General features: G+C 35.2%; 18 protein-coding genes and 4 tRNA genes. 2 read left to right on the plus strand and 20 right to left on the minus strand.

Going from position 1 to position 24,688, the window contains the following annotated elements; translation table 11 throughout:
• Positions 1–4: 4 nt before the first annotated feature.
• Positions 5–1,435, minus strand: a complete 1,431-nt coding sequence (locus AB674_RS14950; RefSeq protein WP_047777901.1) for a peptidylprolyl isomerase — start codon at positions 1,433–1,435, stop codon at positions 5–7.
• Between the two features lie 541 nt (positions 1,436–1,976).
• On the opposite strand from AB674_RS14950, the gene AB674_RS14955 reads away from it, so the two are divergent.
• Positions 1,977–3,419, plus strand: a complete 1,443-nt coding sequence (locus tag AB674_RS14955) for an alpha-amylase (protein WP_047777902.1) — start codon at positions 1,977–1,979, stop codon at positions 3,417–3,419.
• 348 nt (positions 3,420–3,767) lie between these two features.
• Entirely contained in the window at positions 3,768–5,357 is a 1,590-nt protein-coding gene (locus tag AB674_RS14960) for a peptide chain release factor 3 (protein WP_047777904.1), read from the plus strand.
• Positions 5,358–5,636: 279 nt separating this feature from the next.
• Here AB674_RS14960 and AB674_RS14965 read toward each other — a convergent pair whose 3' ends face one another.
• The 19 genes from AB674_RS14965 to AB674_RS15060 all read right to left on the minus strand — a co-directional run bounded on the left by AB674_RS14965 (position 5,637) and on the right by AB674_RS15060 (position 24,688).
• Entirely contained in the window at positions 5,637–6,377 is a 741-nt protein-coding gene (locus AB674_RS14965; protein ID WP_047777905.1) for a hypothetical protein, read from the minus strand.
• Between the two features lie 960 nt (positions 6,378–7,337).
• Entirely contained in the window at positions 7,338–7,649 is a 312-nt protein-coding gene (locus AB674_RS14970) for a DUF3467 domain-containing protein (RefSeq protein ID WP_047777907.1), read from the minus strand.
• A gap of 11 nt (positions 7,650–7,660) precedes the next feature.
• A complete protein-coding gene (gene rpoC / locus AB674_RS14975) occupies positions 7,661–11,971 on the minus strand; it encodes a DNA-directed RNA polymerase subunit beta' (protein ID WP_047778013.1) in 4,311 nt (1,436 codons plus the stop codon).
• Positions 11,972–12,243: 272 nt separating this feature from the next.
• Positions 12,244–16,056: a DNA-directed RNA polymerase subunit beta gene (gene rpoB / locus AB674_RS14980; protein WP_047777909.1), complete on the minus strand. Its 3,813-nt coding sequence runs from the start codon at positions 16,054–16,056 to the stop codon at positions 12,244–12,246.
• A 265-nt stretch (positions 16,057–16,321) separates the two neighbouring features.
• Positions 16,322–16,693, minus strand: coding sequence for a 50S ribosomal protein L7/L12 (gene rplL / locus AB674_RS14985; protein WP_047777910.1), 372 nt, complete (start codon positions 16,691–16,693; stop codon positions 16,322–16,324).
• 89 nt (positions 16,694–16,782) lie between these two features.
• A complete protein-coding gene (gene rplJ, locus AB674_RS14990) occupies positions 16,783–17,289 on the minus strand; it encodes a 50S ribosomal protein L10 (RefSeq protein WP_047777912.1) in 507 nt (168 codons plus the stop codon).
• A 22-nt stretch (positions 17,290–17,311) separates the two neighbouring features.
• Complete coding sequence (gene rplA / locus AB674_RS14995) at positions 17,312–18,001, minus strand: 50S ribosomal protein L1 (RefSeq protein ID WP_007807440.1); 690 nt, start codon at positions 17,999–18,001, stop codon at positions 17,312–17,314.
• Between the two features lie 13 nt (positions 18,002–18,014).
• Complete coding sequence (gene rplK, locus AB674_RS15000; RefSeq protein ID WP_007807442.1) at positions 18,015–18,452, minus strand: 50S ribosomal protein L11; 438 nt, start codon at positions 18,450–18,452, stop codon at positions 18,015–18,017.
• Positions 18,453–18,519: 67 nt separating this feature from the next.
• Positions 18,520–19,071: a transcription termination/antitermination protein NusG gene (gene nusG, locus AB674_RS15005; protein WP_029273444.1), complete on the minus strand. Its 552-nt coding sequence runs from the start codon at positions 19,069–19,071 to the stop codon at positions 18,520–18,522.
• Between the two features lie 10 nt (positions 19,072–19,081).
• The gene (secE, locus tag AB674_RS15010) at positions 19,082–19,279 is read right to left on the minus strand and encodes a preprotein translocase subunit SecE (RefSeq protein ID WP_047777913.1); all 198 of its coding nucleotides are present in this window, start codon (positions 19,277–19,279) and stop codon (positions 19,082–19,084) included.
• Between the two features lie 18 nt (positions 19,280–19,297).
• Positions 19,298–19,368: transfer RNA gene (locus AB674_RS15015), tRNA-Trp, on the minus strand.
• Between the two features lie 59 nt (positions 19,369–19,427).
• The gene (gene tuf, locus AB674_RS15020; RefSeq protein ID WP_047777914.1) at positions 19,428–20,615 is read right to left on the minus strand and encodes an elongation factor Tu; all 1,188 of its coding nucleotides are present in this window, start codon (positions 20,613–20,615) and stop codon (positions 19,428–19,430) included.
• Between the two features lie 55 nt (positions 20,616–20,670).
• Positions 20,671–20,742, minus strand: a tRNA-Thr gene (locus AB674_RS15025).
• A gap of 90 nt (positions 20,743–20,832) precedes the next feature.
• Positions 20,833–20,913, minus strand: a tRNA-Tyr gene (locus AB674_RS15030).
• A gap of 124 nt (positions 20,914–21,037) precedes the next feature.
• Positions 21,038–21,111 (minus strand) — tRNA-Thr (locus AB674_RS15035).
• Between the two features lie 100 nt (positions 21,112–21,211).
• A complete protein-coding gene (gene hpf, locus AB674_RS15040) occupies positions 21,212–21,514 on the minus strand; it encodes a ribosome hibernation-promoting factor, HPF/YfiA family (protein WP_041517713.1) in 303 nt (100 codons plus the stop codon).
• A gap of 34 nt (positions 21,515–21,548) precedes the next feature.
• Complete coding sequence (locus tag AB674_RS15045; RefSeq protein ID WP_047777915.1) at positions 21,549–22,442, minus strand: tyrosine-type recombinase/integrase; 894 nt, start codon at positions 22,440–22,442, stop codon at positions 21,549–21,551.
• Positions 22,443–23,156: 714 nt separating this feature from the next.
• Complete coding sequence (gene rpsU, locus AB674_RS15055) at positions 23,157–23,351, minus strand: 30S ribosomal protein S21 (RefSeq protein ID WP_026985791.1); 195 nt, start codon at positions 23,349–23,351, stop codon at positions 23,157–23,159.
• 194 nt (positions 23,352–23,545) lie between these two features.
• A complete protein-coding gene (locus AB674_RS15060) occupies positions 23,546–24,688 on the minus strand; it encodes an acyl-CoA dehydrogenase family protein (RefSeq protein ID WP_047777919.1) in 1,143 nt (380 codons plus the stop codon).

A 24,688-nucleotide genomic window follows, 5' to 3' on the forward strand; every position in this document is an offset into this window, starting at 1 on the left:
AAAATTATTTTTTCAACCAATTGTTTGTGAAAGTACAATCTCTGTATTCTCCAATAATTTTAATGTACGTGTCTTTAATTTTTGTATCAAACCATTTTGCAATTGCAGTGATTTGTTTTTCTTTTAATGCTAATTCTTTAATCTTAGTGTAATCTTTAGCATAATCAGCGGTATGGGCATCAATTCTGTTCGTTACGGTAATCAATTTGTATGTTTTTTTACCTTTATCGTCTGTATTCAAAAGCGGTTGAGAAATTTCATCATCTTTTAAATTCGAAACCTGACTGTATAACGTCGGATCCATTTTAGTCAATTCAAAACGAGTATCCTGAGAAGTAGGATTTACTAATGTTCCTCCGTTTGCTCTTGTTTCTTTTTCGTCAGATTCTGTTCTTGCTGCATCTGCAAACGAAATTTCTTTGTTTATGATCTTACTTCTGATATTCGTAATTTTCTCTTTAGCTTCTTTTAAAGCATCTTCAGATACTGTTGGCGAGATCAAAATATGTCTTAATTCTACTTCCTGACCTTTAATTTTATCGATCATAATAATATGAAATCCAAAAGTAGTTTCAAACGGCTCAGAAATCTCTCCTTGTTGCAAACTAAAAGCAACATCTTTAAATTCTTTTACAAAAGGTGTTTTTCTCGTCATTTTGTAATAACCTCCGTTTGGAGAAGACCCTGGATCTTGTGAATACAAAACAGCTTTAGTAGCAAAACTGGAACCTTCTAAGACATCTTTTCTAATTGCATTTAATTTGTCTTTCACTTTTTGTTTGTCGGCATCTGAAACTTTAGGTTCGATCACAATTTGTGCTACTTCCATTTCAGCTCCAAAAGTTGGCAACTCGTCTTTAGGGATTTTTTTAAAGAAATTACGAACCTCCTCCGGTGTAATTTCTACCGCATCAACAATCTTTTTAGTCATTTCTGATGCTAACTTTTGCTCTTTTAAGATGTCAGCAAAATAAGTTTTAAACTCTTCAACCGAGTTTTTCTTATAGTAAGCCACTACTTTATTAATGTCACCAACTTGTTGGGTCATATAAGTCAAACGCTCTTCCATCATGCTTCTCACCTCGGCATCACTTACGATAATACTATCCTGAACAGCCTGATGTGCGTACAATTTATCTTCTAACAGTTTACCTAGCATCTGGCATCTGGTAATATCTTTTACAGAACCACCCTGAGCACTGATTTCCAGAAATCCTTTATCAATATCTGAATCTAAAACAATATAATCTCCAACAGTAGCAATAATACCATCAATTTTTCGCTTCTGCGTGGACGGTACTTCAGCTGGTTTTTCAGCCACAACATCTTTAATTATTTCCTGTGCAGAAATGATAGAGTTGAAAAAAAGTAAAAAACACATTGTTAACCCAAATCTGTAATCAATTGTTTTTAGCTGTAATTTTTTTAATAACATTATTTTAAATTTAATTTGAATGTAAAGATCTTGCTTTAGAATTTCATTTTTAAAACAAGTAGTAATCTCATAGCGCTGACCTGAATTTTCAGGAAATACTACCTAATTAGCACCTGGTTTCTTATAACTTATAACGAACAAAAATAACAATTCAATTACATAATACAACTATCAGCTATACTATTAACAAAAAATTATATGATAACTCTTAAATCCAACAACTAAAGTGCTGTTTTTGAAGATAAAAAACCTTCAAAAAAGAGCATAAAAATTACAAATTATGAAATGGGATTATACTTTCGTTCAATTATCCTTAGCAAACCATAAACTACTACTTCCCAGCGAAATAAAAAAAAGTTTTCAACACTACAACGTTTTCGCGATATAGATATTTTCATATAATTAAAATCGGAACAAAAAACTCCTACTTTAGATAGATGATTGATAATTTTTGCGCTTAAAAATTACGAATATTTATGTTTTAAGACCCGATAAATTACAATTACAACTTTATTAATCTAACCAAACCAAATCCTTAATTATGAAAAAACCAATCCCGAAAATCTATTCCTTTTTGGCTCTTACAGCGTTTTTGTGCTCTTGCTCGCAAAATGAGACCAATGAAATTGATGCAAAAGCAGAAAGTCAACAATTTAAAATTATCAATGTTACAAACCACGATGGAAAACCTTTTAGTACCGGAGATTCAAAAACAACACGCACCGGAAAATATGTAGACAATCCGGGTGGCGGTGTTATGATGCAGGCCTTCTATTGGGATGTTCCTGCTGGCGGAACCTGGTGGGACACCGTAAATAGCAAAGTAACGGCCTGGTCTAATGCCGGAATTGGCTCGATATGGCTACCTCCCGCATCTAAAGCTCAAAATGGCGCTTTTTCTATGGGTTACGACCCTACAGATTATTTTGATTTTGGAGATTTCAATCAAAATGGAACTACAGAAACCCGATTTGGATCAAAAACAGAATTAGTAAGTCTGATCACAAAAGCACATGCCGAAAACATGAAAGTGTATGCCGATATTGTTATTAATCACAATAGTGGGGGTCAGTCTGAAGCCAATCCGTTTACCGGAACAAATACCTGGACTAACTTTAACGGAGTTGCTTCCGGAAAATTCAAACGTTCATACAATGATTTTTACAAAAACAGCTACGGCAATAATGACGAAGGCGCATTTGGAGGTTTTCCGGATTTATGTCATGCAAGTCCCTATGTACAGGATTGGTTGTGGCTTAGAGCGGACGGAGTTGGTAAATATTACAAGAACACCATGAAATTTGATGGCTGGAGATTTGATTATGTAAAAGGTTTTGGTTCTTGGGTCGTACGCGATTGGAATGCCAATGTTGGTGGATTTTCTGTCGGTGAATTATGGGATTCTAACGTAAATACACTGAATGATTGGGCCAACAATGCCAACAGTTCTGTTTTTGATTTTGCTTGTTATTATAAAATGAATGATGCTTTTGACGGAAATAATCTGGCTCTTTTGAATGATGATATGATGTGGAAAAGAAATCCGTATAAAGCTGTTACTTTCGTCAGCAATCACGATACAGATGAAATTTCGAACAAGCTACTTGCCTACTCTTATATTTTAACTCATGAAGGTTATCCGACAATTTTTTACAGGGATTATGAAGAATGGCTGGATAAAACTAAATTAAACAATCTTATCTGGATTCATAATAACAAAGCCACCGGAAACACTTCGATTTTATATTCGGATAATGATGAATATATCGCCAGAAGAAACGGTTACAATGGAAACCCGGGACTGGTTGTTTACATTAACAATTCAACTACCTGGCAGGAAAGATGGATTCAGACGAATTGGGCTAATACTCAAATCAAAGATTTCACAGGAAACTCTTCTTGGTACCCGACAACTCAGGGAGATCAATGGGTAAAAATCCAATGTCCGCCTAAAGGATATACCGTTTGGTCAATTAATCAATAATAATAAACCAGTTGGATGTAATTCAGCTACAACTTTTTTAACACCTAGAAACATAGATTTTAATTTTTTAAATTGAAACGTTTCAAGAAAATCATATTTTTTTCACATAGTCTTATATGATTTATTTTGAATGAAACGTCTTTTTTTGAGCTTTATAAACTAGGTCTCTATGTGGTAAAAATAAGTACTCCCAATGGGTTAACAATAACAAACAAGGCTGTTCTAAAAAAACAGCCTTGTTTATTCTGCAAAACTTTTATTTTAAACGACAAAGAGTTCCAATTTAAGAAGTGAATATTTTTATTAAGCCGTAATTAATAGTACTTTTGCAACCTATTTATACGAAATATGAGCTTTTTAAAAGAAATACAACGCAGAAGAACGTTTGGAATTATATCGCATCCCGATGCCGGTAAGACCACTTTAACAGAAAAATTACTATTGTTTGGAGGGGCTATTCAAGAGGCTGGTGCTGTAAAAAACAATAAAATTAAAAAAGGAGCAACGAGTGATTTCATGGAAATCGAACGCCAAAGAGGTATTTCGGTTTCAACATCTGTCCTTGCTTTTAACTATAAAGACAAAAAAATCAACATTCTTGATACCCCTGGTCACAAGGATTTTGCAGAAGATACTTTTAGAACTTTAACCGCTGTTGACAGTGTTATTGTTGTAATCGATGTTGCAAAAGGGGTCGAGGAACAAACGGAGAAATTAGTTGCTGTTTGTAGAATGCGAAACATTCCGATGATTGTTTTCATCAATAAATTAGATCGTGAGGGTAAAGATGCCTTTGATTTGATGGATGAGGTAGAGCAAAAATTAGGTTTGAAGGTTACTCCTTTAAGTTTTCCAATCGGAATGGGGTACGATTTTCAAGGAATCTATAATTTATGGGAACAAAACATTAATATTTTTAGTGGAGACAGCCGTAAAAATATTGAGGAAACCATTGCTTTCTCAGATGTTCAAAATCCGGAATTAGAAAAAATTATTGGTCAGAAACCTGCTGACAGACTCCGTGAAGAATTAGAATTAATAGACGAAGTATATCCTAAATTTGACCGTCAGGATTATTTAGACGGAAAAATCCAACCGGTGTTTTTTGGTTCTGCCTTAAATAATTTTGGAGTTCGTGAACTTTTAGATTGTTTTGTTGCCATTGCACCGTCTCCAAGAGCAAAAGATTCTGAAACGCGTTTGGTTGATCCGAAAGAAGAAAAAATGACAGGATTTGTGTTTAAAATCCACGCTAATATGGATCCGAAACACCGTGATCGTCTGGCATTCATTAAAATCGTTTCTGGTACTTTCGAAAGAAACAAACCATATTACCACGTTCGTCAGAAGAAAAACTTAAAATTCTCAAGTCCAAATGCATTTTTTGCTGAGAAAAAAGAAATTGTAGACATTTCCTACCCAGGAGATATCGTAGGTTTACACGATACCGGAAACTTTAAAATTGGTGATACTTTGACAGAAGGTGAAATCATGAGTTTCAAAGGAATTCCAAGTTTCTCTCCGGAACACTTCAGATACATTAATAATGCTGATCCGATGAAAGCCAAACAGCTTGATAAAGGAATTGATCAGTTAATGGACGAAGGGGTTGCCCAGTTGTTTACTTTAGAAATGAACAATCGTAAAGTAATCGGAACCGTTGGAGCGCTTCAATATGAAGTAATTCAATACCGTTTAGAACACGAATACGGTGCAAAATGTACCTATGAAAACTTCCCTGTACACAAGGCATGTTGGGTAAAACCTGATGATGCTAAAAATAATGAATTCAAAGAATTTAAGCGTATCAAGCAAAAATTCTTAGCACATGATAAGTACGGTCAATTGGTGTTTTTAGCCGATTCTGACTTTACAATTCAAATGACACAAAATAAATACCCAAGTGTAAAATTATTTTTCACCTCTGAATTTGAGTAATCCTTAATCGAGTTACGAAAAAACAAAAAGGCAGTCTAAAATTTTTAGACTGCCTTTTTTTCTTCATAAAAACCTGAATAATAATAACCCCTTTATTGTAATTAAAAAAAAAATACTACTTAACGCACAGAAACATAGCTACAAAAGAACCTACTAAGGCGTTTCAAGAAAATCACAATTCCCCCCAAAGTCTTATGAATTATAGTAGTAGCAAAACACCTCTTTTAAGCCTTACCGACTATGCCTCCATGTGTTAAAAGTAATTGCCCCCGCTTTTATTTATCTCTTATTTGAATAATTAATCCCTAATCCTCCGGCAATATAAATTCTGGAAAGTTCCTCTGCAGCTATACTAATGTCCTGCAACAAAACCTTATTCTTAACCGAACTAAAAGTAAAAGGTATCGCTTTTGAAAGATAATAATCGTCTCCTTTTAAAACAATCTCAAGCGTTTTGTCCGTTTTTAAAACGCGCATCGGAACAGAAAACTCCCCTGTTTTTGGATTTATTTTCACTACACTTTCATAACCATTAATGCTAAGCATCAAATTCGGGTAGGTTTTACCATCAAAAGGTTTGTTTGTTTTTGTTTCGATTAGTTTTCCTTTCACCAATATTGAAACTTCTTTTTCAACAACTTGGTTTGAGACTACTGCACCCATTATAAGAACATTAGGCTTTGGACAACTCACTTCGGTTGCAACTGGTGTTTTTTCTTGCGCCACCAGATTTGACGTCAACAAAACTGATGCTGCTACGGCAGCATATCTTAAAGTATTGATTCTAGAAATCTCATTGTGTTCAAATTCTTCTTCTAACTGAGTCGTTTTTAGTCGCGCACAAATATTTTTATCTTTATTTCCTGCAATGAATTTAGCCACTTCTGAATTTGTTTTGGCACTCAAATCAATTACATTTTTCATACAAGAATCACAAAATGAACCGTTTGAATTAACTGTCATTTTATCAAAATTTTCAGAACAAGGACTTGCTATTTCTAAGGTGAATTTCTTTTTCATACACTACATTTTTAGATTAAAGCGGTTCATGAATAACCACTTATTTATATAGAGTACATTTTTGCTAAAAAGGTTGGGAAGAGCGTGAAATATTTTTTTAATTTTCAGAAATCGTATTAGGTTTGCCAAAACCGGAGGTGATTATACGGCAAGATTCGCAAAGTTTAATTATAGCATTACGACTCCTTTTTTAATTCTATAACTAATTTTTTTGCTCGCAGATTTAACAGATTGTGCAGATTTTTTACAACAAGAAAATAGATCAGTCTAATCTGTGTGCAAAAGAAAATCTTTACGAGTCTTACTGTTAATTTTTTAATCGCAAAGTAAAGGGCAAGGCTCGCAAAGTCTAATTTATAGCATTACCACTTCTTTTTTAATTCTATAACTTTTTTTTTCTCGCAGATTTGGCAGATTGCGCAGATTTTTTACAACAAGAAAATAGATCTGCCTAATCTGCGTGCAAAAGAAAATCTTTAAAAGTCTTCCGTTTAATTTTTTAATCGCAAAGTAAAGGGCAAGATTCGTAAAGTCTAATTATAGCATTACAACTCCTTTTTTAATTCTGTCCCCAATTTTTTTACACGCAGATTTAGCAGATTGCGCAGATTTTTTATAAAGGGCAAATAAGATCCGCCTAATCTGCTAAATCTGCGTGCAAAAAAAACTTTGCGCGTTTTACGATTAGAAAATCAAACGCAAAAAATTTTCACAACAAATACGGCATAAAAAAAGCGCTAATTAAAAAATCAGCGCTTTTTTTTAAATTTGAATTAAACCAACCTTTATTAGTTTCTATATTCTAAAAATAAATCCTTTTATTAGATGTTGCAAATTAAAACAATAGAATCATAACACGAAATATACTCGATGAACGTAATGAAAATCAGTTAAACTACCCGTCTCTGTAGCGTTCATTTATTTCCATAAAAAAAGCCCCATTTCTGGGGCTTTTAAAATTTATGCTTGTCCCGCAGGACCAAAATTAAGCGGTATTGGTGCTTGTTCCGTCTCTTTGATCTCGCCGTGGGCTGCTTCAAATCGATGAATATTTTCACCAATTGCTTTTAATAATCTTTTAGCATGTTGTGGTGTCAATACAATTCTTGACTTTACCTTGGCTTTAGGAATACCGGGCATAATGCTCACAAAATCTAAAACAAACTCTGATGAAGAGTGATTTATAATCGCAAGATTAGAATAAATTCCCTCCGCAATTGTTTCGTCTAACTCAATATTAATTTGCTCTTGTTGTTGTTTCGAATTACTCATAGTGTCCTAAATTAATAAATATATTCTTCTTTATTAGCCATCATTTCATTGTAATCGTCTTTAGAACCAACGATAGTGTTATCGTATTCTCTCATACCGGTTCCGGCAGGGATTCTGTGTCCAACAATTACATTTTCTTTCAATCCTTCTAAATCATCTACTTTACCAGCTACTGCAGCTTCGTTAAGCACTTTTGTTGTTTCTTGGAAAGAAGCAGCAGAGATGAATGATTTAGTTTGTAGCGAAGCTCTTGTAATACCTTGTAAAACTGGCGTTGCAGTTGCAGTAATTACGTCTCTGGCTATAACCAGATTTTTATCATTTCGTTTCAACAATGAATTTTCATCACGTAAATCACGAGGTGTAATAATCTGACCTGGTTTCAATACAGCAGAATCTCCTGAATCTTCAACTACTTTCATACCGTATAATTTATCATTTTGAACGATAAAGTCTTTAGTGTGAATTAATTGATCTTCTAAGAATAAAGTATCTCCTGGATCTTGAACTCTTACTTTACGCATCATTTGACGAATAACTACCTCAAAGTGCTTGTCATTAATTTTTACCCCTTGTAAACGGTATACCTCTTGAATTTCATTTACCAAGTACTGTTGAACAGCAGCCGGTCCTTGAATTCTTAAAATATCGTCCGGTGTAATTGCACCGTCAGACAATGGTACTCCTGCTCTTACGAAGTCATTTTCTTGTACTAAAATTTGGCTTGAAAGTTTAACTAAATACTTTTTAATCTCACCAAATTTAGATTCGATAACAATTTCACGGTTACCTCTTTTGATTTTTCCAAAAGAAACAACACCGTCAATTTCAGAAACAACTGCTGGGTTAGAAGGGTTACGAGCCTCAAGCAACTCGGTAATTCTTGGAAGACCTCCTGTAATATCGCCTGCTTTAGAAGAACGACGTGGGATTTTTACCAATACTTTACCTGCTTTAATTTTCTCACCGTTCTCAACCATTAAGTGTGCCCCTACTGGTAAGTTATACGAACGAATCAATTCACCTTCTTTACCGTAAACCAATAAAGTTGGGATTAATTTTTTATTTCTTGCTTCAGAAATTACTTTTTCCTGGAAACCTGTCTGCTCATCGATTTCAACCATGAACGATTGTCCTTGCTCTAAATCTTCGTAAGCAATCTTACCTGTAAATTCAGAAACAATTACACCATTATATGGATCCCACTTACAGATCACAGATCCTTTAGTAACTACTTCACCATCCTTAACGAAAATACTAGATCCGTAAGGAATATTATGTGTATTTAAAACGATTCCGGTTTTCTCGTCAACTAATTTTAATTCTGTTGAACGTGATACCACGATATCAACTGCATTACCTTCGCTGTCTTCTCCTTTAACTGTTTTTAAATCTTCAATCTCAAGTCTACCGTTGAATCTTGTAACAATACTAGATTCTTCAGAAATACCTCCTGCAACCCCTCCAACGTGGAACGTACGAAGTGTTAACTGTGTACCTGGCTCACCAATAGATTGAGCTGCAATAACTCCAACTGCTTCACCTCTTTGTGTCATCTTACCGGTAGCTAAGTTTCTACCGTAACATTTCGCACAAATACCTTTTAAAGCCTCACAAGTTAATGGAGATCTAACTTCTACTCTTTCAATAGGAGAAGCTTCGATAACCTTCATAATTGCTTCAGTGATTTGTTGACCTGATTGAACAATTACTTCATTAGTAAGAGGATTAATAACATCTTGCAACGCAACACGTCCTAAAATTCTTTCTCCTAAAGATTCAACAATTTCCTCATTTTTCTTCAAAGCAGATACTTCAACACCTCTTAAAGTTCCACAATCTTCGATGTTTACAATAACATCTTGAGAAACGTCATGAAGTCTTCTTGTTAAGTATCCGGCATCAGCCGTTTTAAGAGCCGTATCCGCAAGTCCTTTACGAGCACCGTGAGTAGAAATGAAGTACTCAAGGATCGAAAGTCCTTCCTTAAAGTTAGAAAGAATCGGGTTTTCAATAATCTCACCACCACCGGCAGTAGATTTTTTAGGCTTAGCCATCAAACCACGCATACCTGTTAACTGACGAATCTGCTCCTTAGAACCCCTCGCTCCAGAGTCAAGCATCATATATACAGAGTTGAAACCTTGTTGGTCTTCTCTAATATTTTTCATTGCTAATTCTGTAAGCTGTGCATTCGCAGAAGTCCATACGTCAATAACTTGGTTGTAACGCTCGTTATTCGTGATAAGACCCATGTTATAATTTACAGAAATACCTTCAACTTGCTCTCTGGCATCTGCAATTAATTTTGTTTTTTGTTCTGGAATTCTAATATCACCTAAAGAGAATGATAAACCTCCTCTAAATGCGAATTTATACCCCATGTCTTTCATATTGTCCAAGAAAGCTGCTGTAGTAGGTACATTCGTCACACTTAAAATGTGTCCGATAATATCTCTAAGGTTTTTCTTAGTCAATACGTCATTGATATATCCTGCTGCTTCCGGTACTACTTCGTTAAATAATACACGTCCTGCAGTTGTTTGGATAATTTTATACACCAATTCTCCAGCCTCATTAAAATCTTTTGCTCTAATTCTTACACGAGCATTCAATTCTAATCTTCCTTCGTTTAATGCAATATTTACTTCTTCAGCAGAATAGAATGTTAAGTCTTGACCTAAAATAATGTGTTCTGGTGTAGAGATACGTTCTTTGGTCATATAATATAGACCCAAGACCATATCCTGAGAAGGTACCGTAATTGGAGCACCATTTGCAGGGTTAAGAATATTGTGAGAAGCCAACATTAATAATTGTGCCTCTAAAATAGCCTCTGGTCCTAATGGCAAGTGAACTGCCATCTGATCCCCATCAAAATCCGCGTTAAATGCCGTACATACTAACGGGTGTAACTGGATTGCTTTTCCTTCAATTAATTTTGGTTGGAAAGCCTGGATACCAAGTCTGTGCAACGTAGGAGCACGGTTAAGTAATACCGGGTGTCCTTTAATTACATTTTCAAGGATATCCCAAACTACCGGCTCTTTTTTGTCTATGATTTTCTTAGCCGATTTTACTGTTTTAACAATACCTCTTTCAATCAATTTACGGATAACGAAAGGTTTGTATAATTCAGCTGCCATATCTTTTGGCAATCCGCATTCGAATAATTTTAATTCAGGACCAACAACAATTACCGAACGAGCAGAATAATCCACACGTTTTCCTAAAAGGTTTTGACGGAAACGTCCTTGTTTACCTTTTAATGAATCTGATAATGATTTTAATGGTCTGTTAGATTCTGTTTTAACAGCAGAAGCTTTACGAGTGTTATCAAATAATGAATCTACAGATTCTTGTAACATACGTTTTTCGTTTCTTAAGATCACTTCAGGAGCTTTAATCTCCATTAATCTTTTCAAACGGTTGTTACGGATGATTACACGACGGTATAAATCATTTAAATCTGAAGTTGCAAAACGACCTCCATCAAGTGGCACAAGCGGACGTAATTCTGGTGGAATAACAGGAACCACTTTCATAATCATCCATTCCGGACGGTTTTCGCGGTTTAAGTTAGACTCACGGAAAGACTCAACAACTTGTAATCTTTTTAATGCTTCAGTTTTACGTTGTTTAGATGTTTCGTTGTTAGCACTGTGTCTTAGTTGGTAAGATAACTCATCTAAGTCAATACGCGCTAATAAATCCATAATACATTCTGCTCCCATTTTGGCAACAAATTTATTAGGATCCATATCATCTAAGTATAGATTTTCTTGTGGAAGAGTATCTAAAATATTCAAATATTCTTCTTCCGTTAAGAAATCTAATCTTTGTAAGGATTCTCCATCTGCATTTTTAGCAATACCAGCTTGAATTACTACGTATCTTTCGTAGTAAATGATCATATCTAATTTCTTAGATGGAAGACCAAGGATATAACCAATTTTGTTTGGAAGAGAACGGAAATACCAGATGTGAGCGATTGGCACAACAAGGTTGATGTGTCCTACTCTGTCACGACGTACTTTTTTCTCAGTAACTTCAACACCACAACGGTCACAGATGATCCCTTTGTAACGAATTCTTTTATATTTACCACAAGCACACTCAAAATCCTTAACAGGTCCGAAGATTCTTTCGCAGAAAAGTCCGTCTCTTTCAGGTTTGTGCGTTCTGTAGTTGATTGTTTCTGGCTTTAAAACCTCTCCTCTTGATTCTTTCAAGATAGATTCAGGTGAAGCTAATCCAATAGAGATTTTATTAAATCTTTTTACCGGATTTTTATCTTTATTATTGTTTCTATTATTCATCATAGTTTTTACTATTGATTTATTTGCAATTAAAAATTGATTTTTGTTTAAGTCGAAAGCCACTGCTGACTTTATGACTGTTAACACTACCTCGGGTTACTTCTCTAAACTTCAAACCTTTAAATTTTGAAGCGCTAGATATAAAACATATTCAGTTTTATAAAAAATCGGAACGGTTTACGGGTATAAATCCTAAAAACTTTAATTTTAGTAAACAGCTACAGTCTCAGTTTTCAGTGTTGAACTGAATACTGAGACTGCGACTGAAAACTTATTTATTCTTCTAAACGAATATCTAGTCCAAGACCTTTTAATTCGTGCATCAATACGTTGAATGATTCTGGTAAACCTGGTTCTGGCATAGACTCTCCCTTAACGATAGCTTCGTAAGTTTTAGCTCTACCAATAACGTCATCCGATTTAACAGTTAAGATTTCTCTAAGTGTACTTGATGCTCCATAAGCTTCAAGTGCCCAAACCTCCATCTCTCCAAAACGCTGACCTCCGAATTGCGCCTTACCTCCAAGAGGTTGTTGCGTAATCAATGAGTATGGTCCGATAGAACGTGCGTGCATCTTATCATCAACCATGTGTCCTAATTTAAGCATGTAAATTACACCCACAGTCGCTGCTTGATGGAAACGCTCTCCAGTACCACCATCATAAAGGTGTGTATGTCCGAAACGTGGAACTCCAGCTTCATCAGTTAATTCATTAATTTGATCTAAAGAAGCACCGTCAAAAATTGGAGTAGCAAATTTTCTACCCAAGTTCATACCGGCCCATCCAAGAACAGTTTCATAAATCTGACCAATGTTCATACGTGAAGGTACCCCAAGTGGATTCAATACGATATCTACCGGTGTTCCGTCTTCAAGGAAAGGCATATCTTCATGACGAACGATTCTTGCAACAATACCTTTGTTACCGTGACGTCCTGCCATTTTATCCCCAACTTTCAATTTACGTTTTTTAGCAATGTAAATCTTAGCTAATTTCAAGATTCCAGATGGTAATTCATCTCCAACTGTGATCGTAAATTTCTCTCTTCTTAAAGATCCTTGTAAGTCGTTTAGCTTAATTTTATAGTTATGAATTAAATCATTCACCATTTTATTTGTAGCATCATCAGCAACCCATTGACCTTTGCTTAAGTGAGCAAAATCTTCTACTGCGTAAAGCATTTTTTGAGTATATTTTTTACCTTTTGGTAAAACTTCTTCACCCAAATCATTCATTACACCTTGAGATGTTTTTCCGTTAACGATCAAGAATAATTTTTCAACCAATCTGTCTTTTAATTCAACAAATTTAGTTTCAAATTCCATTTCTAAAGCGCCTAAAGCATCTTTATCCTGAGTACGTTTACGTTTATCTTTTACGGCTCTTGCAAATAATTTTTTGTCAAGAACTACACCGTGTAAAGATGGAGAAGCTTTTAATGAAGCATCTTTTACATCACCCGCTTTATCCCCGAAGATTGCACGAAGCAATTTCTCTTCCGGAGTTGGATCTGATTCTCCTTTTGGTGTAATTTTTCCGATCAAAATGTCGCCAGGTTTAACCTCTGCTCCAATTCTGATCATACCGTTTTCATCTAAATCTTTAGTAGCTTCTTCAGAAACGTTAGGAATATCGTTTGTTAACTCTTCATTTCCTAACTTAGTATCTCTAACCTCTAATGAATAATCATCAACGTGGATAGAAGTAAAAATATCATCACGAACTACTTTTTCAGAAATTACAATCGCATCCTCAAAGTTATACCCTTTCCATGGCATGAACGCAACTTTTAAGTTTCTACCTAAAGCTAATTCACCATTTTGAGTAGCATATCCTTCTGATAATACTTGACCAAGACTAACTCTGTCTCCTTTTCTTACGATTGGTTTCAGGTTAATACTTGTACCTTGATTGGTTTTTCTAAATTTAATTAAGTTGTATGTTTTCTCATCAGCATCAAAACTAACCATTCTTTCATCTTCAGTACGGTCGTATTTGATAGTAATGATATTAGCATCAACATATTCTACAGTTCCATCTCCTTCAGCATTAATTAATACTCTGGAATCTGAAGCTACCTGACGCTCTAAACCTGTACCAACGATTGGTGCTTCCGGACGGATCAAAGGAACCGCCTGACGCATCATGTTAGATCCCATCAAGGCTCTATTCGCATCATCATGTTCCAAGAAAGGAATCAATGAAGCCGAAATCGAAGCAATCTGGTTAGGAGCAACGTCTGTATAATGTACTGCTGATGGCTCAACAACCGGGAAGTCACCTTCCTCACGCGCAATAACATTGCTCGCTGTAATTTTACCTGTAGCATCCATTTCAATGTTTGCCTGAGCAATCATTTTTCCTTCTTCTTCTTCAGCACTCAAATAAATAGGAGTACTTTCCAAATCAACTACACCTTCAGTAACTTTACGGTAAGGAGTTTCGATGAAACCCATTCCGTTAACTTTTGCATAAACACCAAGAGATGAAATCAAACCAATGTTTGGTCCCTCTGGAGTTTCAATCGGACATAAACGACCATAGTGTGTATAGTGAACGTCACGAACCTCGAAACCAGCTCTCTCTCTCGAAAGTCCACCTGGTCCAAGTGCAGATAATCTTCTCTTGTGTGTAATCTCAGCTAATGGATTCGTTTGATCCATAAATTGAGACAACTGGTTTGTTCCAAAGAAAGAGTTGATAACTGATGATAATGTTTTAGCATTAATCAAATCAATTGGTGTAAACACCTCGTTATCTCTAACGTTCATACGCTCTCTAATAGTTCTAGCCATACGTGCTAAACCTACACCGAATTGTTGAGACAATTGTTCTCCAACTGTTCTAACACGACGGTTAGATAAGTGATCAATATCATCAATCTCTGCTTTAGAGTTGATCAATTCGATCAAATATTTTACAATGGTAATGATATCTTCTTTGGTAAGCACTTGCTTTTCCATCGGGATATCTAAACCAAGTTTTTTGTTCATTCTGTAACGACCTACCTCACCTAAGTTGTAACGTTGATCAGAGAAGAACAATTTATCTATAATACCACGAGCCGTTTCCTCATCAGGCGGTTCAGCGTTACGCAACTGACGGTAAATGTGCTCTACAGCTTCTTTTTCAGAGTTTGTTGGATCTTTTTGTAATGTATTGTGGATAATAGCATAATCTGCTTGGTTATTATCCTCTTTGTGTAACAAAATAGATTTAACGTTAGAATCGATGATCTCTTCCACATTATCTTTGTCGATAATAGTATCACGATCAAGGATGATTTCGTTACGCTCGATAGAAACTACCTCACCGGTATCTTCATCAACGAAATCCTCATGCCATGTATTTAATACACGTGCAGCAAGTCTTCTTCCAATATACTTTTTGATACCTGTTTTAGAAACTTTAATTTCTTCAGCAAGGTCGAAAATTTCAAGGATATCCTTATCTCTTTCGAATCCGATTGCACGGAATAAAGTTGTAACCGGTAATTTTTTCTTTCTATCGATATATGCGTACATAACGCTGTTGATATCTGTAGAAAATTCTATCCAAGAACCTTTAAAAGGAATTACTCTGGCAGAATATAATTTTGTTCCATTTGCATGGAATGATTGTCCAAAGAAAACCCCAGGAGAACGGTGTAGTTGAGATACTACAACACGCTCAGCACCATTAATTACAAAGGTACCACTTGGCGTCATGTAAGGAATTGTTCCAAGATAAACATCTTGTACAATAGTTTCAAAATCTTCGTGTTCCGGGTCTGTACAGTATAGTTTTAACCTGGCTTTTAAAGGCACACTATAAGTAAGTCCTCTCTCTATACATTCTTGAATTGTATAACGTGGCGGGTCTACAAAATAATCCAGGAACTCCAATACAAAGTTATTTCTTGTATCTGTGATTGGAAAGTTTTCCATGAAGGTGTTGTACAACCCTTCGTTGCCTCTCTCGTCAGATTTAGTTTCTAATTGAAAAAAATCTTTAAAGGATTTAACCTGAACATCTAGAAAATCCGGATAGTCAGGAATATTTTTTGTAGAGGCAAAATTCAATCTTTCAGTCTGATTTGTTATCATCAATGAACAAAATTTTGATTAAAAAAAAGTAGTTTTTTGTGTAAAAACACATTGTTTAATGTATACTTTCTTATTGTAATCAATACATCTTTAAAAATAAACCAAGAAAATAAGGCTTAATTTTTTTTCTTCGTATTGATCAAAAACTTTTTCGTATTTTAAACTATTTGATAATAAAACATGCTATATTTTATTATACGAAAAATGGTTTAGGCCATTGAGTTTTGACTCAAGACCTAAACCTAGTTCTTAAAACCGAGTAAACTTATTTAAGTTCAACTACAGCTCCAGCTTCTTCTAATGATTTTTTAAGACCTTCAGCCTCTTCTTTAGAAACACCTTCTTTAACGTTACTTGGAGCACCGTCAACTACATCTTTAGCTTCTTTAAGACCTAAACCTGTAAGTTCTTTAACTAATTTTACAACAGCTAATTTAGAAGCTCCAGCTTCTTTTAATACTACTGTAAATTCAGTTTGTGCTTCTTCAGCAGCACCTTCTCCACCGTTAGCAGCAACTACAACCGCTGCAGCAGCAGGCTCGATACCATACTCGTCTTTTAATATTGTTGCTAATTCGTTAACTTCTTTAACTGTTAGGTTAACTAATTGTTCTGCGAATTGTTTCAAATCTGCCATTTTTTCTATCGTTTAAAATGATTTGTAAAATTATAATTTATTTGTGTGTGCGAATTTATCAACACAAGAGACAGTAGCTGTCTTTTGTATTATGCTTCTTCAGTTGCTGCTTCTTCTCCAGCAAATTTGTTTTGAAGTGCAGAAATAATTCTTTGAGCTGGTGATTGTAACAATCCGATAAGCTCTCCAAGAAGTTCTTCTTTAGATTTAATAGTTGCTAACGCATCTAATTGATCATCTCCAATGTAAATTTCAGAATTGATATAAGCTCCTTTTAACAAAGGTTTAGCTGATTTTTTTCTGAAATCTTTGATTATTTTTCCAGGTGCATTTGCAACGTCTGAAATAAAGATAGCGCTGTTACCAGTCAATACTGAAGGTAAATCACCATAGTCATTAGCAGAAGCTTCCATTGCTTTTGCAAGCAAAGTGTTTTTTACAACTTCTAATTTAATACCTGCTTTAAAACAAGCTCTTCTCAAGTTTGAAGTTGTTTCTGCATTTAATCCAGAAATATCAGATACATAAATAATATTTGTACCAGCTAACTGCGCAGTTAAATCTTCAATCGCGATTGATTTTTCTTCTCTAGTCATACTAAAAATTATTAACTACCAATTATACTGCTTTAGGGTCCAAAGCAATTGCTGGACTCATAGTGCTTGTAAGGTGAATACCTTTAATGTAGGTACCTTTAGCAGCAGTTGGTTTAAGTTTGATTAATGTTTGAATAATTTCGTGTGCATTGTCATAAATTTGCTCAGCTCCAAAAGAAACTTTACCAATTCCTGCATGTACGATACCAGTTTTATCAACTTTAAAGTCAATTTTACCAGCTTTAACCTCTGCAACAGCTTTTGCAACATCCATAGTTACAGTACCTGTTTTAGGGTTTGGCATTAAACCTCTAGGTCCTAAAATACGACCTAATGGACCTAATTTACCCATAACAGCTGGCATAGTGATGATTACATCAACATCTGTCCAACCATCTTTAATTTTTTGTAAGTAATCGTCAAGACCTACATAATCAGCTCCAGCTTCTTTAGCTTCCGCTTCTTTATCTGGAGTAACTAATGCTAATACTTTAACGTCTTTACCAGTTCCGTGAGGTAATGTAACTACACCTCTAACCATTTGATTCGCTTTTCTTGGATCAACACCCAAACGAACTGCGATATCAACAGACTCATCAAATTTTGCAGAAGCTATAACTTTAATCAATGCAGCAGCATCTTTCAAAGAGTATAGTTTGTTCTTTTCAATTTTTGAAGCAGCCTCTTTTTGCTTTTTTGTTAATTTTGCCATTTCTTTCTCTTAATTAAAAAGGAGCATCTCCTGATACAGTTATACCCATAGATCTAGCAGTTCCAGCGATCATGCTCATTGCAGATTCGATTGTGAATGCATTTAAATCTACCATTTTATCTTCAGCAATTGCTTTGATAACGTCCCAAGTAACGCTAGCTACTTTTTTACGATTTGGTTCACCTGATCCAGACTTTAGCTTTGCAGCTTCCAATAATTGGACAGCAGCTGGAGGAGTTTTTACAACAAAATCAAATGATTTGTCTTTATACACAGTAATTTGTACTGGGCATATTTTGCCAGGTTTATCTTGTGTTCTAGCATTGAACTGCTTACAGAACTCCATGATATTAACCCCAGCAGCTCCTAAAGCAGGTCCAACCGGTGGCGACGGGTTCGCAGCACCTCCCTTAACTTGTAGTTTAACTACCTTACTAATTTCTTTAGCCATTTTTTAAAAAATTTAACACCATAATCATAGGAAGCAATTATAGTGGTTATTATAGATGTAACAAAAATTATACTTTTTCAACTTGCATAAAGCTCAATTCTAATGGTGTTTTTCTTCCGAAAATCTTAACCATTACTTCAAGTTTACGCTTCTCTTCGTTTATTTTCTCAACCGTACCGTTAAATCCGTTAAAAGGACCATCGATCACTTTTACAGTTTCACCTAAGTTGAACGGAATTGCACGAGTATCTGTATTTACAGCAAGCTCATCTACTTTTCCTAACATACGATTTACTTCAGAAAGTCTCAATGGAACAGGCTCGCCCCCTTTGATCTCTCCTAAAAAACCAATTACACTAGTAATTGACTTAATAATATGAGGTATCTCACCAACCAAGTTGGCTTCGATCATAACATATCCAGGGAAATAAACTTTATCCTTAGACATTTTCTTTCCTTCTTTTACAGTAACTACTTTTTCTGTAGGTACTAAAACTTGGGAAACATAATCACCCATACCTAATCTGGCAATTTCAGTTTCGATATAAGCTTTGACTTTATTTTCTTGTCCGCTTACAGCTCTAACTACGTACCATTTTTTCACATTATTATCTGCCATCACAAAAAAATTATCCTTTTAACCAGTTAAAAAATCCAGCTAAAGCTTTTGCAAAAAATTCGTCTGTTCCCCATGTTGCCAAAGCAAACAGTATCGAAAATACAGCCACAACAATTGTCAATTTCTGAACCTCAGCCCAAGCCGGCCAAGTAACATTTGACTTTAACTCTTCGAAAGCCTCTGATAAATAATTCGTAACTTTTGTCATTTGATATATTTTTTATTGCACGGGCGGAGGGATTCGAACCCCCATCAACGGTTTTGGAGACCGCTATTCTACCCTTGAACTACGCCCGTAATTAAAAGCCAGTGATTTCAGTTAAGAAAATCAACTGGCTTCTTATAATTTTATAGGATTATCCTACGATTTCAGTCACCTGACCTGCTCCTACAGTTCTACCACCTTCACGGATAGCGAAACGTAAACCAACGCTCATTGCGATTGGGCTTAATAAAGCAACATTAATTGTCAAGTTGTCTCCTGGCATTACCATCTCTACACCTTCTGGTAAAGTAATAACTCCTGTTACGTCAGTTGTACGTACGTAGAACTGTGGACGGTAGTTATTATGGAATGGAGTGTGACGTCCACCTTCTTCTTTTTTCAAGATATAAACCTCAGCTTTGAAAGTAGCGTGTGGTTTTACTGATCCTGGCTTAATGATAACCATTCCTCTTTTGATAGATTCTTTATCAACACCTCTTAACAATAAACCTACGTTATCTCCAGCTTCACCTCTGTCAAGGATTTTACGGAACATCTCAACTCCTGTAATAGTAGAAGTTAATTTGTCAGCTCCCATACCAATGATTTCAACTGCATCTCCAGTATTAGCAATTCCAGTTTCGATACGACCTGTAGCAACAGTTCCACGACCAGTAATTGTAAATACATCTTCAACAGGCATTAAGAAAGGTTTTGCAGTATCACGGATTGGCTCCTCGATCCAAGCATCAACAGCTTCCATTAATTCAATAATTTTAGGAACCCAAGCAGGATCATTATTCAATCCTCCTAAAGCAGAACCTTGAACTACAGGACCATTATCTCCATCATATTCGTAGAAAGATAATAAATCTCTAATTTCCATTTCAACAAGCTCTAACAATTCAGCATCATCAACCATATCCACTTTGTTCATGAATACAACCATTCTTGGAATACCAACCTGACGACCTAAAAGGATGTGCTCACGAGTTTGTGGCATTGGACCATCTGTAGCAGCAACTACTAAGATAGCACCGTCCATTTGAGCAGCACCAGTAACCATGTTCTTTACGTAATCCGCGTGACCTGGACAGTCAACGTGAGCGTAGTGACGGTTAGCTGTTTCATACTCTACGTGTGATGTATTAATAGTAATACCTCTTTCTTTCTCCTCTGGAGCGTTATCGATTTGATCAAACGATTTAGCTTGACAGTAACCAGCGTCAGACAATACTTTTGTAATTGCTGCAGTTAATGTAGTTTTTCCGTGATCTACGTGTCCAATTGTACCTATGTTTAAGTGCGGTTTGGAACGATTAAAATTCTCCTTTGCCATTTTACTTAATTTTTAATCTTAGTTATATATTAATTTTCAATTTCCTACTTACTTGAGCCAACTACGGGAATTGAACCCGTGACCTCTTCCTTACCAAGGAAGCACTCTACCCCTGAGCTAAGTCGGCAGAGAGTTCTGATTTTAGATTTTTGAATCTTAGATTTAAGACTTTCAATATCCTTAACCTACAACCCGAAATCTTAACTTCTTTTTTTTGTGGGGAGAGCAGGATTCGAACCTGCGAAGTTCACACAGCAGATTTACAGTCTGCCCTCGTTGGCCGCTTGAGTATCTCCCCGAAATAATTTATGATTTTTAGACTTCTGATTTTAGATTAAAACCTAAAATCTTTCTTTGATCATAAATACTTTTTTCAATAATTTAAAAGAACCTGTTTCAAATCGCATTTGAAACTTTTTTTGAGCCGGCGGAGGGACTCGAACCCACGACCTGCTGATTACAAATCAGCTGCTCTAGCCAACTGAGCTACGCTGGCAAACTCATTAAAAAAGTCCGCTATTTCTAACGGACTGCAAATGTAGCTAATTTATCCTTTAATCAAAACATTTTTTGAAAAAAATTTCAATTAAATTCAATTATATATGTGTTCTAATTTTTTCTTTCCTCTTTACAAGCAATCGTTCTAAAGATTCTGCCGAAAGCTCAATCGCCTCTTCAAACGTTTTACACTGCTTTTTAACCAAAAAATCATCCCCAGGAACATTAATCTTTATCTCTACCGCCTTATTCTCCTTATCACTTGTTCTTTCCACTTTCAAAAAAACATCTGCCGAAACCACTCGATCGTAGTATTTTTCCAACTTATCCATTCTTTCCTGAATAAAATCTACCAACTTTCTGTCAACAGTAAAGTTAACTGCATGAACATCTACCTTCATAATATAAATTTTAGGGTTAAACATTTAAGAACTATTATTTATTTCTCGGATGTGCGTCACCATACACTTTTTTCAACTCTGCCAAACTATTATGAGTATAAACTTGCGTAGACGCCAAACTCGAATGCCCTAATAATTCTTTAACTGAATTCAAATCCGCTCCGTTATTTAATAAGTGAGTCGCAAAAGTATGCCTGAGGACATGTGGACTTTTTTTTACCTTTTCAGAGACCCTACTAAAGTATGAATTTATTAAACGATACACAAAAGATTCACTCAATTTTAACCCTTTCCTTGAAATAAAAAAATAATTCTGATCCACTATTTTCTCTAAAGAAGATCTTTCCTTCAAATACAACTCAAACTGCCCTAAAACAACAGGAAGAACCGGAATTATACGCTCTTTATTTCTTTTCCCCAAAACCTTTATCACCCCTGAAGACAAATCTACATTAGAGACCATCAAATTAATCAGCTCCGCTCTTCGAATTCCGGTTGCATAAAACAACTCCACAACAAGCTTATCCCTGATCTCCTCAAAACCAATCGGACTACTAACCTCCTCCATCAAATCAACAAGTTCTTTTTCAGAAAATGGAATCTGAACAATTTTAGGCGTTTTTAAAGCCTTATGCTTCAACATCGGATTTACTTCTATTTGTTTTGTTTTTAAAAGAAACTTATAAAAAGCCCGCAGAGAAGCCATTTTTCTATTCACAGAAACATTAGAAACACCCTGATCCACCAAAGAAACAATCCAACTTCTAATTTGACCGTAATGAACCTGCTCTATATTTTCCTGCTCAAATTGAGACTGATTAAACATTTCAAAAAATGAGATATCACCCAGATACGCATTAACCGTATGAAGGGAATATTTTTTCTCTAATTGCAGATAATCACGAAATGCCTCTTTATTTGTTTTCATACAAAACCACCGTTACATACATTACACCTATTTGTTTCTCGAAAAAACCAAAAACCAAAAGATATTAAAATTCCAATTTTTGAAATTCCAAATTCCAAATCTGAACGACAAACTTTTCTAACCTTAATCCAAAACTATCCGAAAACACAAGTTGAAATAAAATTCCAATCTTTGAAATTCCAAATTCCAAATCTGAACAATAACCTTTTCTACCCCTAATCCAAAACTATTCGGAAACATAAGTTGAAATAAAATCCCAATCCTTGAAATTCCAAATTCCAAATCTGAACAATAACCTTTTCTACCTTATAATCCAAAACTATTCGAAAACACAAGTTGAAATAAAATCCTAAATTTTGAAATTCCAAATTCCAAATCTGAACGATAAACTTATCTAACCTTAATCCAAAACTATTCGGAAACACAAGTTGAAATAAAATTCCAATCCTTGAAATTCCAAATTCCAAATCTGAACAACAAGCTTTTCTAACCGTAATCCAAAACTATTCGAAAATGCAAGTCGAAATAAAATTCCAATCTTTGAAATTCCAAATTTCAAATCTGAACGACAAACTTTTCTGAAACTAATCTAAAAGTCACTCAAAAAGGATCATGTCGAAAATTCGACAATCTCAAAATTAGGCATAAAAAAACCGTTAGCATCAAAAAAATATATTTTTGACCGCTAACGGTAATTATTTTGATAAGCTACTACTAACTTTCTAAACCATCTCTCATGTTTTGAATGTAAGCCGCTTTTTGAATTTGAGCTCTTTTGATTACAGAAGGCTTAATAAAAGCAGTACGTGCTCTTAATTGACGAACAGTTCCTGTTTTATCAAATTTTCTTTTATAGCGCTTTAATGCTCTATCGATATTTTCTCCGTCTTTAATTGGTATAATTAACATAATATTGACACCTCCTCTCGTTAAGGCTGCAAAAGTAATTATTAATTATGAGTTATCAGTTATAAATTATGAATTATTTTTCTTTAAATAAAAGAAAAAAGAGAATAGAATATAGAAAACAGACTCAAGCTACGTCAATCCTAACTTAGACCAACAAAACCTACTCTATATTCTATTCTCTTTGCTCTATAATTCTATTCTTTTAGCAAATTTCTAGCAATTACTACTTTCTGAATCTCAGTCGTTCCTTCACCTATCGTACATAATTTAGAGTCACGATAGAATTTCTCAACTGGAAAATCTTTAGTATATCCATAACCTCCATGAATCTGAACTGCTTCATTTGCAATTTTAACGCAGGCTTCTGAGGCATACATTTTTGCCATCGCTCCGCTTGTCGTAACCGGTTTGTGCTGCTGTTTTAAGAAAGCTGCTTTATGCAACAACAACTCTGAAGCTTCAATTTCTGTTGCCATATCAGCCAATTTAAAAGAGATACCTTGAAAACTACTAATAGGTTGTCCAAATTGATGTCTTTCTTTTGAATATTTTAATGCTGCTTCATATGCTCCTTTGGAAATTCCAAGTGACAAAGCTCCGATAGAAATTCTACCGCCATCTAATATTTTCATTGCCTGAACAAAGCCCTGGCCCACTTCTCCTAATCGGTTAGCATCAGAAATACGACAATTGTCAAAAACCAACTCAGCCGTTTCGCTGGCGCGCATTCCTAATTTATTTTCTTTTCTGCCAGACGTAAATCCTGGCATTCCTTTTTCAAAAACAAAAGCCGTCATTCCTTTTGAATCGCCTTTTTCTCCGGTACGAACAATCACAACAGCAACGTCACCTGAAATCGCATGTGTGATAAAGTTTTTAGCACCATTTACGATCCAAAAATCACCATCTTTAACAGCAGTGGTATTCATCCCTCCGGCATCAGAACCTGTATTGTGTTCTGTCAAACCCCAAGCTCCTATAAATTCCGCAGTTGCTAATTTTGGCAACCATTTTTTCTTTTGCTCTTCATTTCCAAAAGTCAAAATATGATTCGTACATAATGAATTATGTGCTGCAACGGATAACCCAATAGAAGGGTCTACTTTTGAGATCTCTTCTACAACTGTAATATATTCGTGATACCCTAAGCCACTTCCTCCATACTCTTCAGGAACTAAAACGCCCATGAATCCCATTTCTCCTAATTCTTTAAATAGGGCAACAGGAAAAGTTTGCGCTTCATCCCATTCCATTATATTAGGTCTGATGTTTTTGTCCGCAAATTCCTTTATTGACTGCGCAATCATTAATTGTGTTTCGTTATAATCAAAATTCAT

It is taken from the genome of Flavobacterium sp. ABG (genome assembly GCF_001027725.1).
GTDB lineage: Bacteria > Bacteroidota > Bacteroidia > Flavobacteriales > Flavobacteriaceae > Flavobacterium > Flavobacterium cupriresistens.

Bases quoted from the DNA above. Each gene is read 5' to 3' on its own strand.
- AB674_RS14950 (WP_047777901.1), bottom strand. From the start codon at position 1,435: ATGTTATTAAAAAAATTACAGCTAAAAACAATTGATTACAGATTTGGG.
- AB674_RS14955 (WP_047777902.1), top strand. From the start codon at position 1,977: ATGAAAAAACCAATCCCGAAAATCTATTCCTTTTTGGCTCTTACAGCG.
- AB674_RS14960 (WP_047777904.1), top strand. From the start codon at position 3,768: ATGAGCTTTTTAAAAGAAATACAACGCAGAAGAACGTTTGGAATTATA.
- AB674_RS14965 (WP_047777905.1), bottom strand. From the start codon at position 6,377: ATGAAAAAGAAATTCACCTTAGAAATAGCAAGTCCTTGTTCTGAAAAT.
- AB674_RS14970 (WP_047777907.1), bottom strand. From the start codon at position 7,649: ATGAGTAATTCGAAACAACAACAAGAGCAAATTAATATTGAGTTAGAC.
- rpoC (WP_047778013.1), bottom strand. From the start codon at position 11,971: ATGATGAATAATAGAAACAATAATAAAGATAAAAATCCGGTAAAAAGA.
- rpoB (WP_047777909.1), bottom strand. From the start codon at position 16,056: ATGATAACAAATCAGACTGAAAGATTGAATTTTGCCTCTACAAAAAAT.
- rplL (WP_047777910.1), bottom strand. From the start codon at position 16,693: ATGGCAGATTTGAAACAATTCGCAGAACAATTAGTTAACCTAACAGTT.
- rplJ (WP_047777912.1), bottom strand. From the start codon at position 17,289: ATGACTAGAGAAGAAAAATCAATCGCGATTGAAGATTTAACTGCGCAG.
- rplA (WP_007807440.1), bottom strand. From the start codon at position 18,001: ATGGCAAAATTAACAAAAAAGCAAAAAGAGGCTGCTTCAAAAATTGAA.
- rplK (WP_007807442.1), bottom strand. From the start codon at position 18,452: ATGGCTAAAGAAATTAGTAAGGTAGTTAAACTACAAGTTAAGGGAGGT.
- nusG (WP_029273444.1), bottom strand. From the start codon at position 19,071: ATGGCAGATAATAATGTGAAAAAATGGTACGTAGTTAGAGCTGTAAGC.
- secE (WP_047777913.1), bottom strand. From the start codon at position 19,279: ATGACAAAAGTTACGAATTATTTATCAGAGGCTTTCGAAGAGTTAAAG.
- tuf (WP_047777914.1), bottom strand. From the start codon at position 20,615: ATGGCAAAGGAGAATTTTAATCGTTCCAAACCGCACTTAAACATAGGT.
- hpf (WP_041517713.1), bottom strand. From the start codon at position 21,514: ATGAAGGTAGATGTTCATGCAGTTAACTTTACTGTTGACAGAAAGTTG.
- AB674_RS15045 (WP_047777915.1), bottom strand. From the start codon at position 22,442: ATGAAAACAAATAAAGAGGCATTTCGTGATTATCTGCAATTAGAGAAA.
- rpsU (WP_026985791.1), bottom strand. From the start codon at position 23,351: ATGTTAATTATACCAATTAAAGACGGAGAAAATATCGATAGAGCATTA.
- AB674_RS15060 (WP_047777919.1), bottom strand. From the start codon at position 24,688: ATGAATTTTGATTATAACGAAACACAATTAATGATTGCGCAGTCAATA.